Source organism: Bacteroides luti (assembly GCF_900128905.1).
GTDB classification, from domain to species: domain Bacteria; phylum Bacteroidota; class Bacteroidia; order Bacteroidales; family Bacteroidaceae; genus Bacteroides; species Bacteroides luti.
Genome location: NZ_FQTV01000009.1, coordinates 66,898 through 82,407, shown reverse-complemented (window position 1 = coordinate 82,407; position 15,510 = coordinate 66,898). Strand labels below are relative to the sequence as shown.

Sequence of the window (15,510 nt, the reverse complement as noted above, 5' to 3'; positions counted from 1 at the left end):
ATAAGTTATTTTTTGTTTTTCTACCTAATTCGGCCGGAAAAGTTTCTAACTAAATATCTTTAAAGCATTCATTGTTGTTACATCGGCCACATTTTCTGGAGAGCATTGGTAAATTGCGGCCAATTTCATGAGAGTATCTTTCACATTGGCACTTTCATTTCTTTTTCCACGATTAGGAGCCGGAGTGAGATAGGGTGAATCTGTTTCCAAAACGATTCTCTCTAAAGGAACATTTTTCAATACTTCGGGAAGTGTTGATTTCTTAAACGTCACCACTCCGTTAATGCCCAGATAAAAACCATCGAACTGCAAAAGTCGTTCGGCTTCTTCCACTGTTCCCGTAAAGCTATGAAATATTCCTTTCAGATTTTTATGCTCGTTACGCTTAATTACCTGATAAACCTCTTCGAAAGAGTCGCGACTGTGAATAACTAAGGGTAACCGGTATTGGGCCGACCATTGAATCTGTGTTTCGAATGCTTCGAACTGTTCGTTAATAAAGGTTCTGTCCCAATACAAATCCATGCCCACCTCTCCTATTGCAACAAAAGGATGAGATTGGTCAAGCAATTCTTTCATCACCTTCAGTTCCTCTCTGAAATCGCTATTAACAGACGTTGGATGAAGACCGATCATAGGAAAACAATAATCGGGATATTGTGCAACCGTATCCAATAAGGGTTTAATAGTTGAACAATCTATATTGGGCATATAAATGCGGCTTACGCCGGCTGCTTTGGCTCGTTGCATAACAAGCGGGAGATCTTCGGCAAATTCTTCTAAAAAAAGATGCGAATGTGTATCTATAAAATTCATTTAAACTTTTATTGAGGCTTTTTTTCGCCTGTTCGATAATAATAAATCACGCCGTATTTACGGCATGTATCTAAACGTTCTGTTCCAGATAAGTTCTCAAAATATTTTTCAACCTGATTCCAGATATCCAATATAATCTCATCTGCCTTACCACGAAGAGAGGACAACAGCTCAAGGCTTCTGGAAGTCTGCCACTGCAGATTCTTCTGCTGTTCATAACCGTCTTTGAAGATTTCATAATGCACACAGACCTTGGCAATAGTAGGATTATAAATTGGAGAACCTCCACGACGGGTTCTTTCTTTTTCTCCTTTAATAATCTTATCTCCCCATTCTATTACGGAAGAGTCGTTAGTCAAATCGGGAACAGAAAAATTACCTGGCTCCAATCCATAAAGATTTTTAAGCTCCGATTTTATCTCAGAACGAATTACAGCAAGATTCAACACTTGTATAAAGTGAGAAATATAAAGTCGGGCTATTTTAGTACTCGACTGAAACTTCCTACTGGAAGTAACCTGATTATTATAACACTGTTTATAATAATCATGAGCCTGTTCAAAACGAATCAGGAAATTTTCTGCCTCAATCAGTGTTTTGGTAGAAATAATCTGATCACTATAAGAACTAAAAGAGTGTCCGTTTTCAACAGCGTTCTTTAATGCATTAATTCGTGCTTGATCTGTGTTTGGTAATCTTCTGTAAGGCATAGTATGAGAATAAATAGGTCGTGTTTACATTTCTCTGTACATTAAATGTTCGGCCACAGTTTTTAGTTCCTTCTTTTTCTCGTCTGATACAATAACACGAGCAAGGCTCTCTATTCCTTTGGCATAATATTCTTTCATTTTATTCTCACACAAAAGCTTTACCCCTATTTGGTTATATAAAGCAGTTACGGCTTCTATTTTCTCTTTCGGCTCATAACTATCTTTATCCAACCAGCTTTGCAGGGCAACAGCCTGTTGTTCATCAGCTCCTTCTAATGCTTTTATCAGCATATATGTCTTTTTGTTACAAAGAATATCTCCACCTATATTCTTTCCGAAAACTTTCGGATCGCCATAAACATCCAGCAAATCATCCTTGAGCTGGAATGCAATTCCTATATTTACACCAAAATCATAAAGATTCTGCGCATCTTCTGCCGATGCTCCGGCAAGTTGCGCTCCCATTTTTAGAGCAGCAGCAAGCAATACAGAAGTTTTTAAGCGAATCATTTCAATATATTCTTCTTCTCTCACATCATTTCTGTGCTCGAAGTCCATATCATATTGCTGACCTTCACATACTTCAAGTGCGGCTTGTGTAAAAGTATCTAATACATTCTTCAGATTGCAAGATGAGCAATCAGAAACATAGCGGTATGCCAATACCAACATTGCATCACCCGAAAGGATTGCTGTATTATCATCCCACACCTTATGCACAGTTGGCTTATTTCTTCGCATAACTGCTTTGTCCATCAAATCATCGTGAAGCAAAGTGAAATTGTGATAGATTTCCAGACCTACGGCCGGCGATAATATTTCGGCAACGTTGTCCTTGTACATGTTATATGCCATCAACATTAAAACCGGACGGATACGTTTACCTCCTAAAGAGAGGACATATTCCACCGGATCATAAAGGCTTTTAGGAGCATGTGTATATGATAATTCTGAAATATATTGATTGACTAAACTAAGTGCTGTTGTTTGTGTATACATTATTTTTTCAGATTAAGGATGTAATATCCTATTATTATTTCAGTTTAAAGGTGACGGGAACAGCATAGGTTGCTCGTACAGTTCTTCCTCCCTGCATGCCGGGCCGCCATCGTGGCATAGATGATACAACACGGATAGCTTCTCTGTCCAACAGAGAATTTACGCTACGCAAAACAACCGGATTTGTAACCAGTCCGTCTCTATTAACAACAAACTGAACAATTACCCGTCCCTGAATACCACTCTCCTGGGCAGCAGCCGGATAATGAACATTTCGTCTTAAGAAATCGAGCAATGCAGCTTGCCCACCTGGAAACTCCGGCTGATATTCTGTAAATTGAATAGATTCTTCACTTTCAAGTTCATCTGACTGTTGTTGTGTAAGCTGAACAGAGTAGTGACTTGTTATAATAACCGTACGTGGTTCTTCGGTATATGAATTATCCATCTCTTCAACTTGCTGAGCATAATTATCCGTTGAAGGCAAAGGTAAATCCTCTTTTTCTATTTTAGATTGTAAAGGCACGTGCTTTTCTTCCTGCACTGTTATAGGAACAATATCTTCTTCTACAGCTACCGCCGCAATTTTATCATCAGTTATAATCTTGGGAATTCTCATCTGAAAAGCTCCCAAAAGAAGAATTAATGCAATAGCAAGACCTATAAGGAAACCAATAGGCTTCTTCCTTTCTAAATCTAATTTAGGCATTTTCTTCACTTCCATACAAATATCTCCTGTTTTTAAATACTCCCAGTTTGGCAAAAATAGCATTATTTTTTAAGATTCATCTTCCTCTATATATACTTTTTCCTGAAGCTATATTCCTTTTTTGTTTTTTTTAATCCTTATAGCACCCTAAAACATTTGTTTTCACGTTATTAAAAAATAAAACAAAACAGACTGTCCGAATATTCACGAGAATTTAACTTAGCGGTTCTTAAAAATGATGTATATTTGGCAGCAATTTATAACAATTGATGAAACATCGCCTTCTTATTATACTGCTGATTTTTTCGTCTTTAGCTGTAAAGGCTCAAAGCGGAGGAAGTGTATTTAAATTTTTGGAATTGCCTTTTTCTTCGCATGCATCTGCATTGGGAGGTGACAATATTTCCATTATTGAAGATGATATTACAATGGCAATTCACAACCCTGCGTTATTATCTTGTGTCACTGATAAAACTTTTAATTTAAACTACATGAATTACATTGATGGAGTTGGAGTTGGAAGTGCTGCGTTTTCACGAACATTAGGCGAAAGATCAACCTGGGCAGTTGCCGCTCAATATGTAAACTACGGAAACTTTAAAGAAACAACCGATGAGAATGTAGAATTGGGTACCTTCTCGGCAAAAGATATGGCTTTTACCGGAATATATTCTTATGACCTGACAGACTATTGGAGTGGTGGTGTTTCTACTAAAATGATTTATTCCACTTATGAAAAATATTCATCTTTCGCTATAGGTGTAGACTTAGGGTTAAACTATTACAATGAGTATTCTGGCTACTCGGCCTCTATTCTTGCAAGGAATCTGGGTGGACAAATAAAAGCTTTTGATGAAGTACACGAAAATTTACCTGTAGATCTGTTGGTAGGGATCAGTAAAAAGCTTGCTCATGCTCCTTTTCGTTTATCTATTACAATGCATAACCTTACAGACTGGGATTCTTCTTCTGATTCTTCGGGCAGTGAGGTGAAGGACAAGTTTAGCAAAACCTTTCTAAACCATTTTATCTTTGGACTTGATTTTCTTCCCACTCAAACAACCTATGTTTCCTGGGGATATAACTGTAAGCGGGCTAGCGATATGAAAATTAATGGTTCCAGCGGATGGTCGGGTATGGCTTTAGGAGCAGGTATACAAATTAAAAAACTAAAAATAGGAGCTTCGTATGCTAAATATCATACATCAAGTTCCTCACTTTTATTTAATTTTGCAATGACATTATAAAAACATAGAAATACAAATGAAAAAAATTACAATAGCAATTGATGGTTTCTCTTCTTGCGGAAAAAGCACAATGGCAAAAGACTTGGCCAAAGAAATTGGTTATATCTATATAGACAGCGGTGCAATGTATCGTGCAGTCACTCTTTATTGCATTAAAAATGGATTATTTTCAGGTGATGAAATAAATATACCGGAGCTGGAACGCCATATTAAAGATATTCACATCACATTTAAACTTGATGAGAAAACACAGCTTCCCAGAACTTACCTGAACGGGGAAGATGTGGAAGATGCAATCCGCACGATGGAAGTTTCTTCAAAAGTGAGTCCGGTAAGTGCTATTGATTTTGTACGTTCGGCATTGGTATCATTGCAACAGGAAATGGGCAAAGAAAAAGGTATTGTAATGGATGGACGTGATATAGGTACAACTGTATTTCCTGAAGCTGAATTAAAAATATATGTTACAGCTTCGCCAGATATACGCGCACTTCGCCGTTATGACGAACTTCAGGCCAAAGGACAAGAAGTTAAATTCGAAGAGATTCTGCAAAACGTAAAGGAAAGAGATTATATTGATCAAAACAGAAAAGTTAGTCCTCTGAAAAGAGCCAAAGATGCACTCTTACTAGATAATAGTCTTCTGACTATTGAAGAACAGAAAGAATGGTTACTAAAACAATTCGAGAAAGCAACTCAACAAAATTAATAATATGGTCAGGGTAGAAATAGACAAAGGTTCCGGCTTCTGCTTTGGAGTAGTTACTGCAATAAAGAAAGCAGAGGAAGAACTTACTAAAGGAGAAACGCTCTACTGTTTGGGAGATATTGTCCACAATAGTAAAGAGGTGGAGCGACTTAAAGAAATGGGACTGATCACTATTAACCATGACGAATTTAAAGAGCTTCATAATGCAAAGGTTCTTTTAAGAGCTCATGGCGAACCGCCCGAAACTTATGCCATAGCAAAAGAAAATAATATTGAAATTATTGATGCTACTTGTCCCGTGGTGCTGAAACTACAGCAGAGAATTAAGCAACAATATGGAACCCAGAAAAGCGCAAACAATCAGATTGTAATTTATGGCAAAAATGGCCACGCAGAAGTTTTGGGATTAGTTGGACAAACTTCGGGAGAAGCCATTGTTATTGAAAAGCTTGAAGAAGTTAAAAAGCTGGATTTTAGCAAAAACATTCGCCTTTATTCTCAAACAACAAAATCGCTGGATGAGTTTGAAAAAATAGTAGAATACATAAAAGAACATATTTCTCCTGAAGCCTCATTTGAGTCCTATGATACCATTTGCAGACAAGTGGCTAACCGTATGCCTCACATCAGAACATTTGCCGCATCACACGATCTTATATTCTTTGTTTGCGGAAAAAAGAGTTCTAATGGGAAAGTGCTCTTTAACGAGTGCTATAAGGTGAATCCAAATTCTCATCTTATTGATAGTCCGGATGAAATAGATCCACAGCTATTAAACGGAGTACATTCTATTGGTATTTGCGGAGCAACTTCAACCCCTAAATGGTTAATGGAAGAAGTGCAGGCACACATCAACCAGATAATTATTAGATAGCAATATCCACTAAATTGTGATATTTAGATAAATTAAAGGTAATACAAGCTTATTAATCATGGTTTTTTTTAACTTTGCAACGACAATTTAAAACATTAAGGTATGAGTACGGTAAAATGTGTTGGAATTCTAACTTCCGGAGGTGATGCTCCAGGTATGAACGCGGCAATTCGCGCAGTAACTCGCGCTGCAATATACAATGGACTACAAGTTAAAGGTATTTATCGCGGATATAAAGGTCTGGTAACAGGCGAGATTCAAGAATTCAAGAGTCAGAATGTCAGTAATATCATTCAATTAGGAGGAACTATTCTTAAAACAGCTCGCTGTAAAGAGTTCATGACTGTTGAAGGAAGACAAATCGCTCATGAAACAATGGTAAAAGAAGGCATAGATGCTTTAATTGTTATCGGCGGCGACGGTTCATTAACAGGAGCACGTATTTTCGCTCAGGAATATGATGTTCCTTGTATCGGAATTCCTGGAACAATTGATAACGACTTATACGGAACTGATACTACTATTGGTTACGATACTGCATTGAATACTATCCTTGATGCTGTTGATAAAATCAGAGATACAGCAACATCACACGAAAGACTTTTCTTCGTTGAGGTTATGGGACGTGATGCCGGTTTCCTTGCTTTGAATGGTGCTATTGCATCTGGAGCTGAAGCTGCTATTATCCCTGAATTCAGTACTGAAGTCGACCAGTTGGAAGAATTCATCAAGAGTGGATATAGAAAATCTAAGAACAGTAGTATTGTTATTGTTGCAGAAAGTGAAATCACCGGAGGAGCAATGCACTATGCTGAACGTGTAAAGAACGAATATCCTCAATATGATGTTCGTGTAACAATTCTAGGTCACTTACAACGCGGTGGTAGCCCAACAGCAAACGACCGTATTTTAGCAAGTCGTCTGGGTGCAGCAAGTATAGATGCAATTCAGGAAGGACAACGCAATGTGATGGTTGGTATTGAAAACGATGAAATTGTTTATGTGCCTTTCACTAAAGCAATTAAAAACGATAAACCAATCAACAAGGAATTAGTAAATGTGCTCCGCACATTGTCTATCTAATTTTTAATTAAGAGAGTATTTTCTACTAAATAAGAAATGGGGTTGTCCAAAAAACTGGAACAACCCCATTTTTATGTTTTTTTCTTCGGGTTTCTATTTTTTCAATTCCTTGAAATAAGCATCAAGCAATTTCTTTGCTGCCACAAATGAGGTCAAGTCCGCATTCAACACTTGATGTTCTTTCTCCCGAAGCATCTCTTTAATTATCGGATTATGATAGAAATTATCGCGCAACTGTTCATTAATTGATTCATACATCCAATATTTTGATTGCTCGTTACGGCGATAAGTAAAATATCCGTTTGCTTTCACGAAATCCATGTATTCGTAAATCATATCCCAGATCTCTTTCACGCCAATATTGTAAAAGCCGGAATAGGTTAACACCTGAGGCGTCCAGCCAGAATCTGCTGCAGGAAAAAGATGAAGAGCATTACGAAATTGTGTCTGGGCTAATTTTGCTTTCTCGATATTATTACCATCTGCTTTGTTAATAACTATACCGTCAGCCATTTCCATAATTCCTCTTTTAATACCCTGAAGTTCATCTCCGGTACCGGCTAGTTGAATAAGTAAAAAGAAATCGACCATAGAGTGAACAGCCGTTTCGCTCTGTCCCACTCCAACTGTTTCAACGAATATCTTATCAAATCCTGCTGCTTCGCAAAGAATTATTGTTTCTCTGGTTTTTCTTGCCACGCCACCAAGAGAACCTGCAGCCGGACTAGGGCGAATAAAGGATTTAGGATGAACCGACAACTGTTCCATACGTGTCTTATCTCCCAGAATACTTCCTTTAGAGCGTTCACTGCTAGGGTCAATAGCTAGGACAGCCAGTTTACCACCTTCTTCAAGAACATGCAAACCGAACACATCTATCGATGTACTTTTTCCTGCACCAGGAACACCGCTGATTCCTATACGAATGGAATTACCGGAATAAGGTAAGCACTTTTCTATCACCTCTTGCGCAATAGCCTGATGTTCGTGACGGACACTTTCAACCAGCGTTACTGCCTGACTAAGAATTGTCACATCACCTTTTACAATGCCTTCAACATATTCAGCCACCGACAATCTACGTTTTTTGGGTATGCGACGCAACTTCAGGTAAGGATTAACAGAAGAAGGTTGTTCAATACCCTTATTTACAGTTAGTCCTTTGTAATCTTCACAATTCTCAGGATGTTCCATTATTTAGCCTCCTCTTTTATTTTCACTTTAAGGTTAATCATTACCATCGGATTAGCAGGATCGTTAGTAATCATAAGTACTTTAGTTTCCCCTTTGGTTTTCTTTAGCCATTTAGCACTTAAGTCCACCTTCAGCTTGGTTGATTGTCCCGGTAAAATAGACTTTTTACTCAAACCAACACCCACTGCAGAATTAAAGACTTGAAGCTTCTTTATTTCAAGGCGAGATTTTCCGGTATTCGTAATAAGAATGGTTTGTGATGCTTTTCCTTTAGGAAGCAATTCACCCATATTCAAATTAGTAGAAGACAACTTAATCTTTGGAGCATTATCACTCTGAAAAGCAGTCATCCCCGAAAATCCAGGAAGTAATATAGCCGAAACATCGATTTCATTATCAGGACTTACCTTATCTCCGGCATAGCGTGCCAAATAAATAGGAGTTTGGGTTAATCCCAATTCTTTCAGTAATTTAGTATCGAGTGTCAGAGTAATTTTACCTTTTCTTCCCCTATAGAGAACTTTCGGTTTAGCCTCAGCTTTCAGATATGGAGGTAAATGCATAAGAGTTACTTCTATTGATTTATCAGAAGTGTTTGCTATCTGAATCTCTGCAGTAGGCATTTCACCACTATTTGCAGGAGGAAACTCAATATACTTTTTATCCAGACGCATTGGTCCAATCTCGAAAGCCAGTTCCTTTTTATAGTTTACAACATCAAGAGCTACTTCTCCCTTTATTGCGATATACTTTACACTATTGGCAGCATTACTATAGATATTGATTGTTTTATAAAAACGTCCCATCGCTTTAGCGTCAAATGTAGCACTAACGGTCCCGGTATCACCCGGAGCTATCGGGTGCTTTGTCCAGCCCGTAGCCGTACAAGCACAAGATGCAGTAACATCGGATATAACCAACGGCTTATTTCCTGTATTGGTAACTGTAAAGTCTTTCGTTACCGGTTTATTTCTGGGTATTATTCCAAAGTCGTAAACATCTACATTAGTAGAAATACGTGCCTGCGACCAAACTGTAAGTGAAAGAAAAAACAGAGAATATGTGAGCAAAAGGAAACGTTTCATGTATATCTTTTTATTTGTGTTCAAACTTTTGCTGACAAATTTAGGTTTTTTCCTTCACATACAAGAATTCATTCTGCTAAAAAATATTGCATCATTTTACAACCACACGTAGTGAGGAAGAATGTGAAGCAAACTCTGGTGCGTAAGCCGACTGCAAAGTTGCAATTCCAGATGAATAATTTCCCGATCTCGCTACAAAGAACGAATGTTCCAATACATAAGTTCCTTTTGTTAATGAATCAAAGAAGAAATTAGTAGAAGCATCTTTCACTGCCACATAATATCCTGTTCCTGCTCCCCAATGATAACCTGAGAGAGATTCTAGTGGTTCGAAGCATGCAGCACGCTGGTCCTTCAATTGTACAAAGTCCATGTCACGATCTACCTTGATAATGATGCGGGCAACTACCTTATCTCCAACTTTCAGGCTATTATTATCCTTCAGAGGTTTCAGTTCTTTCACTCCATTCACTAACTGTTCTACATATAAAGCCTTAGAAACATTTAGTTCTTTTCCTTGTTGCTTTAAGTTGTCAACATCTTCCATATATTCAGCATAAACAGCTCCCCAGGCAATACCGGCATCTCGTTTTTCAACTTTAATTTGTCCCAGACTAGATGTAGTAGCTGTATCCTCGAACGATTTCTTTATATATCCCAGTGTTGGATTAGGAGTCTTAACCGGATTAGTTCCAAAAGCTTGCTTTCCAAAGGAGATTTTCACATCACCAAGATTATCAAGGAGATTACTTCCACGATTCAGCAAAGCATAAATCGCATTAACCGTAGCAACTGGAGAATCCCATGATTGTGCCTGCTTCTGTTTCAACAGCCACATCTTCATTTCTTCCACAGTAGCATTATCTTTTGCCACTTCATCAAAGGCTTCCATTACGGCAGTCTGCATCTTCATCTTGTTACCATACCATGAGTACGGATTTACGCTCGATGCATAGAACATTCCCATCTCATCTGTCTTTACAGCATACTCTTTCATTGAACTTAAGAACTCCTTAGCCTCAACAGTTTTTCCAGCTTTTGCCAGAACAATAGCAGAAAGTGCTTTTCCCATCAAAGTTTGATTGGTTAATGTCTGACGTACCTTACTCAGATAAAAAGCGTAAGCTTCTTTATTAGCAGCAGGAATTTTCTCTCCTGTGAGAGCACATAAGTAAAGATAATGCAATGATTCATCATCTAATCCTAAAGTTGGTCCGTACTTCTTCTCGTCTTTCTTTATTTCTTTGTATTTCTGAAGCATTTCACTATGCAGATAGTTGAAAGCAGCTTTTTGCATTTCTAATGCATCACCGTTCAATGTTTCACTAGTCAGTTTGCTTAACCGTCCCATTGTTTCCAGTACAAATTGAGTAATGTAACGGCTTCCGGTCATTCCTTTGTACCAGCACCAGGCTCCACTGTTTAGTTGCAATTCTTTCAGTTTGGCTAATGCCTGAGTGTTGTTATATTGAATAGTATTCAAATCGAAAAGCAGAGCTACACGCTGTTTTTGTTCGGCTTCATTTTTTGCTGCCATTAACCAGGGAGATTCTTCCAGCAAGATATTCTTCACATCCTGATTCTTTTGCAGATTGCTCCATAAAGTTTCTTTAGTTCCACCCTCCGCTTTCCATTGATCGAAGATTGCTTTAATGCGAGGTTGTGAGTTTACAATAGAGGCAGCCAATGAATTAGCATAAAAAGCAGTTGCCCATGATATAGCACTTTCATTGGTAGGATTAGACAAACTAGGCAAGCTTTGTACAGCATACCAAGCCGGATTACCAGTAAATTCAACTGTAAGCTTACGATCGGTTGCAGTTTTCGAATTTCCATTGAAGAGCTCCTTCATAGAAAACTCACGAGTTTGATTTCCACGGATAGGCATTGCCAATGTTTCAATGATTCGTTCTTTATTGCTCAATACAGGAAGCAAGTGTTGTTCGCCATCACTAAACTCTCCACCATCAGCAACAAGGCGACATCCCAGAAGAGAATAGTTTGCATCGGTAGTAAATTCAAAAGAAGCACTACCTGTTTCGCCAGCCTTAACCGAGAATAGTTGTTTCTTTGTAAGGATTACCTGCTCTGTAGCCGGATCGAACAATTGCATTTTCACCTCTCCCTTCACATCTTTCTGAGAAACATTAATAATACGAGCCGATATTGAACTATTGTCTCCCACCCTGACGAAACGTGGCATGTTGGGAGTCAGCATAAAATCTTTACTTGTTACTGTTTCGCCATCAATAGTTCCTATCTGCATATCTTTTGTATGAGCAATTCCCTTAAACGTCCAGCGGGTAAGGCTTTCGGGCATGGTGAAAGAAAAACTTATTTCTCCCTTTTCGTTTGTGTGAAGCTGAGGGTAAAAGAATGCTGTTTCGTTGAAGTTTTCACGAACAGCGACATTTTTATCTAATATCTCTTCAGAGTCTTCCTTTACAACAGAAATTCCATATGCAACTTGCTCTATTTCTTCTTTCTGCTTAATTTCATCATTTCCTTTAACTTCGACAATAGACACGACACTACTTGTACCACGTATTTTCAAACCCTTTGTTTTAGTACCATATCCAACTACTGCTACTTCATTCAGTGCTGATGTACTCCAAAATCTTTCAATATAAGTTCTCATTAATCTGTCATAGGAGAAGCTATCGCTATTATACAATAATTTTGAAGGGAAATTAAAATAATAGCTATTGTTACCGGAATATGGATAAACCCAGTTTACTATAGGAATATACCTTCCGAAGTTCACATTCAGTCCTTGATATCTTTTCCATATTTTATCCAATGAAGCATCATACATTGCAGCCATAAATTCAGCCTCTGCTGCTTTTTCGTTTTTATTTTTAATTGTCAGCTTCCATTCCTCTTTTTGTCCCGGTTTCAATTTATCACGGAAAACATCCCATTTTAAAGTAAGATTATTATCCGGCAAAGCTTTTTTAATTTGCTCTCCCTGCTGATAAACCTGACCGTTCTTCACAAAACAGAAATTTACATAAATGCCATCTCCATATTCATCTTTATAAGGAATATCAAATCGTTGTACAGCATCAGACAATGTAAGTCGGCGACTTTCTATCCGTTTACCGCCTGCGAATATATCATAAAGCACATGCAAATCTTTCTCTTTTGATCCAAACAAAATGGTAACCGGTTTTCCAGGAGCAAAAGTATCACTCATCTTCTTAAACCACACAGATTTGGAAACCGGTGACTGTTTATCATTTACAGAATAAAGCACCAATAGCTTATCAGAAGTAGCCTTTCTGCCTTTTTCATCCAAAGCCGAAAGAATAAGATTATATTCTCCTGAAGGCAATTCCTTCCAGTCTGTGAGTTCCTGCAATTTATTTGAAACAAATTTCCCTTCGAGCACAGGTTTCTTATTACCTTTCGTAAATAATTGATAGGTGCCTTCAATATTTACAGGTTTCTGACTAAGATTTTCAGCTTTAAACGTTGCACTGATAGATTTGTCTTTACATATTTCATCTTCCATATCTGTTGATAGAACCAATGAAGTGCTACCCACAGAAACAGATGTTTCGGCCATTTGTGTTTCTCCCGCAGCATCAGTAAGCTCAGCCTTAACCTTATAGGTATAGAAACAATCGTCAAGGTCATCGCTAAGATCAGGAATTAAACGGAAAGGAATTACAAAATTACCTTTCTCATCAAGAACTGCTTCGCCAGAAGTCAATGTTGTTTCATTTTCCTGACGCCATTCCCACCAATAAGGCTGAACACGGGTTATGCTATACTTTACTGAAACGCCTTGAACAGCTACTCCTGAGAAAGTTTTTGCAGAGCCTTTTACAGTAACAGAATCATTAAAAGTATAACTACCTTCCAAAGGCTGGAAAGTTATTTCAAATGTTGGTCGCTTATACTCTTCCACACGAATATTTGTGCTTCCAAAATCTGTTTCCAATCTAAACTGACCATTTAACGTAGAGCCTGGTAATAAGAATTCTGTAGTAAACGAACCAAAATCATTGGTTTGCAGTTTTTTCTCAGAAATCATCTTATTATTGGCATCATACAATCTTAAGGCATATTCTTTGTTAGCCACCACATGGGCTGAATCTGAAGATGAACGATAAGCAATGCCTTTTACAAAAACAGTTTGTCCCGGACGATAAAGGCTTCGGTCTGTAAGCAAAGAAATGACTTCTCTCTCCTCCTTCGTTTCAAAAAAATTGTTATTGTAAAAGTACACGTACTGTAAAGGCAAAGCAATATCGTTTCCCTTTGTGGCAGTAAGTCTGCTTAAGTTCTTTATTTTGTCAATTACCACACTTCCCTCAGCATCGGTCTGAACCTTTAAGAATTCTTTCTGATCTCCTTTGTTATTAACATATAAACTTACTGTTGCTTCAGGTATTGGGTGTCCGCTTTGTGCATCAAGTGTAAGAATCTGCAGTTTATTCTGCGACAGACTTCTGGTCAGAATCTTAAATGCAGAAGAATACAGAAGTCGGCTTTCTGGATTCTTCACATTCTCATCAGCAACTATTTTCATTACATATAGTCCCAGCAAAGGAGCTTTTACTTTAAACACAGAATCCTTCGGTTGATAATTGGCAGGACGGGTTAATGAATAATGTTCTGACGATATTAGTCTGGCATATTTATCATAAAACTTTTTATCCAGTTCGTTATTCAATACCGGAGAATTAACCGAAAGATTCACTTTATAGAAGTGAACACTAAATCCATTAAGATTCTTATGGGATATTTTGAGATTAAATTGTTCGCCCGGATAAACTATCTGAGACGATTCGGCCGATAAAAACGGATTCAAAATATTTTCTTTTCGCGACTTGAGCGCATTTATCCGTTTATATTTGGGATATTTTTGGATTGCTTCGTTTAAGAAATCCAACGCCAGAGGCAGATTTTTCTTTTCGGAAAGGTAATCTGTTTTTGCCAAATAAGCTTCTGCACAAACTTCATTGGATGAATTCTGAGCAATTAAGTGATCAAGCGCTGCAATATAGGGATCACCAGATATTTCCTTTTCTTGAATCTTTTCCCATTCATCAGCATTATTACTTGCAAACTGAGATTTTGTATATTCCAACCGTTCCAAATCTGTAAGCAACACAGCATCCTTATTCCCTATAGACTGATAATAATTTAATAAGCTTTGATAGATATGCAATTTTTCGGCCACTACATCATATTCACTTGCTGCAGGAATCTGAGCTTTCACGAAAGTTGCAGTATTTGCAAAAGCAATTTCAGTTTTCAACAATACCTGTGGATAAATATTTTTAGAAATATTTTGCAGGTCTGAAAGAGTAGAGAGTGCACGCTTGGCCAGCAAATGGAGCATATCGTGACGGAAATAGTTACTTGCTTCACCTTTAAACACGATTGGGTCGTAAGCAGAGGAAGAAGTTTCCTGCAATAGTTTCTGATCTTTCAACGAAAGACGCAAGCATGAAAAAGCTTTCTGAACAAAAAGATTGGTACTCCATTCGCGAATATCTTCGGGAGTTTCCCCGGTTAACTGTTTTCCTTTACGCAGCTGCCAGGAATTATTCTGAACATATTCTGTATAAAGTTCAGCTATCATGGAATTCAGGATTGCTTTATCCATAGGAACGGTTGATTCTGCTTCCCACTTTTCCAATCCTTTCAGGTTGACGTAGAAACTATCCGCATCAATCCTTACTTTTGTATTGGCGTTATAAAGATATGCCTTAAACATCTGCGGAGAGTTTTTCTCAGCAAGTGCTTTCTGATAGATTTCTGTTGTCTTCTTTATAACCGATTGAGGCAAATCTTTCTTTTCAGAAGCCTCAACACTTTTCCACATCTTCTCATAAGTCTGCTTCTGAGCAAATAAGGATAGTCCTGTCATTACAAACACCAAAAGGGCTAATAGTCTGGTTCTCATATCTGTTTTTTTTAGTTTTAGCATGTTTCAACAAAGTAAACGATTTAAACTTAAAAATCATGCACCAATCATAAAAGATTTAAGCCGTTTTTTAGGAATAATAAACTAAATGTCAATTATATCTAAATCCGTTTTAGTTTACAATCATCTAAACAACTCTAAAA

Annotated in this window: 11 protein-coding genes; 4 read left to right on the top strand and 7 right to left on the bottom strand. The window is 37.7% G+C overall.

Annotated features, from left to right (window positions below; genetic code table 11):
- Positions 1–45: 45 nt before the first annotated feature.
- The 4 genes from BUC21_RS09650 to BUC21_RS09635 are packed head-to-tail and all read right to left on the bottom strand — an operon-like array spanning position 46 to position 3,297.
- Positions 46–816, bottom strand: a complete 771-nt coding sequence (locus BUC21_RS09650) for a TatD family hydrolase (RefSeq protein WP_073401670.1) — start codon at positions 814–816, stop codon at positions 46–48.
- A gap of 8 nt (positions 817–824) precedes the next feature.
- Positions 825–1,526 (bottom strand): hypothetical protein, encoded by a 702-nt coding sequence (locus BUC21_RS09645; protein WP_073401668.1) that lies wholly within the window; start codon positions 1,524–1,526, stop codon positions 825–827.
- A 24-nt stretch (positions 1,527–1,550) separates the two neighbouring features.
- Positions 1,551–2,525, bottom strand: coding sequence for a polyprenyl synthetase family protein (locus BUC21_RS09640; RefSeq protein ID WP_073401666.1), 975 nt, complete (start codon positions 2,523–2,525; stop codon positions 1,551–1,553).
- Between the two features lie 34 nt (positions 2,526–2,559).
- Positions 2,560–3,297, bottom strand: a complete 738-nt coding sequence (locus BUC21_RS09635; protein WP_083547669.1) for an energy transducer TonB — start codon at positions 3,295–3,297, stop codon at positions 2,560–2,562.
- Positions 3,298–3,503: 206 nt separating this feature from the next.
- Here BUC21_RS09635 and porQ point away from each other — a divergent pair, with 206 nt between their 5' ends.
- The 4 genes from porQ to pfkA all read left to right on the top strand — a co-directional run bounded on the left by porQ (position 3,504) and on the right by pfkA (position 7,147).
- Positions 3,504–4,481: a type IX secretion system protein PorQ gene (gene porQ, locus BUC21_RS09630; protein WP_073401662.1), complete on the top strand. Its 978-nt coding sequence runs from the start codon at positions 3,504–3,506 to the stop codon at positions 4,479–4,481.
- 16 nt (positions 4,482–4,497) lie between these two features.
- A complete protein-coding gene (gene cmk / locus BUC21_RS09625) occupies positions 4,498–5,190 on the top strand; it encodes a (d)CMP kinase (protein WP_073401660.1) in 693 nt (230 codons plus the stop codon).
- A 4-nt stretch (positions 5,191–5,194) separates the two neighbouring features.
- The gene (locus tag BUC21_RS09620; protein ID WP_073401658.1) at positions 5,195–6,064 is read left to right on the top strand and encodes a 4-hydroxy-3-methylbut-2-enyl diphosphate reductase; all 870 of its coding nucleotides are present in this window, start codon (positions 5,195–5,197) and stop codon (positions 6,062–6,064) included.
- Between the two features lie 102 nt (positions 6,065–6,166).
- A complete protein-coding gene (gene pfkA / locus BUC21_RS09615; protein WP_073401656.1) occupies positions 6,167–7,147 on the top strand; it encodes a 6-phosphofructokinase in 981 nt (326 codons plus the stop codon).
- Positions 7,148–7,240: 93 nt separating this feature from the next.
- Here the strand turns inward: pfkA and meaB are convergent, their stop codons facing one another.
- From meaB to BUC21_RS09600, 3 genes are all read right to left on the bottom strand, one after another.
- Entirely contained in the window at positions 7,241–8,341 is a 1,101-nt protein-coding gene (gene meaB / locus BUC21_RS09610; RefSeq protein ID WP_073401654.1) for a methylmalonyl Co-A mutase-associated GTPase MeaB, read from the bottom strand.
- The gene (locus BUC21_RS09605) at positions 8,341–9,426 is read right to left on the bottom strand and encodes a DUF1573 domain-containing protein (protein WP_073401652.1); all 1,086 of its coding nucleotides are present in this window, start codon (positions 9,424–9,426) and stop codon (positions 8,341–8,343) included. Before BUC21_RS09605 ends, meaB begins: the two co-directional genes overlap by 1 nt.
- Before the next feature lie 91 nt (positions 9,427–9,517).
- A complete protein-coding gene (locus BUC21_RS09600; protein WP_073401797.1) occupies positions 9,518–15,346 on the bottom strand; it encodes an alpha-2-macroglobulin family protein in 5,829 nt (1,942 codons plus the stop codon).
- Between the last annotated feature and the right edge of the window lie 164 nt (positions 15,347–15,510).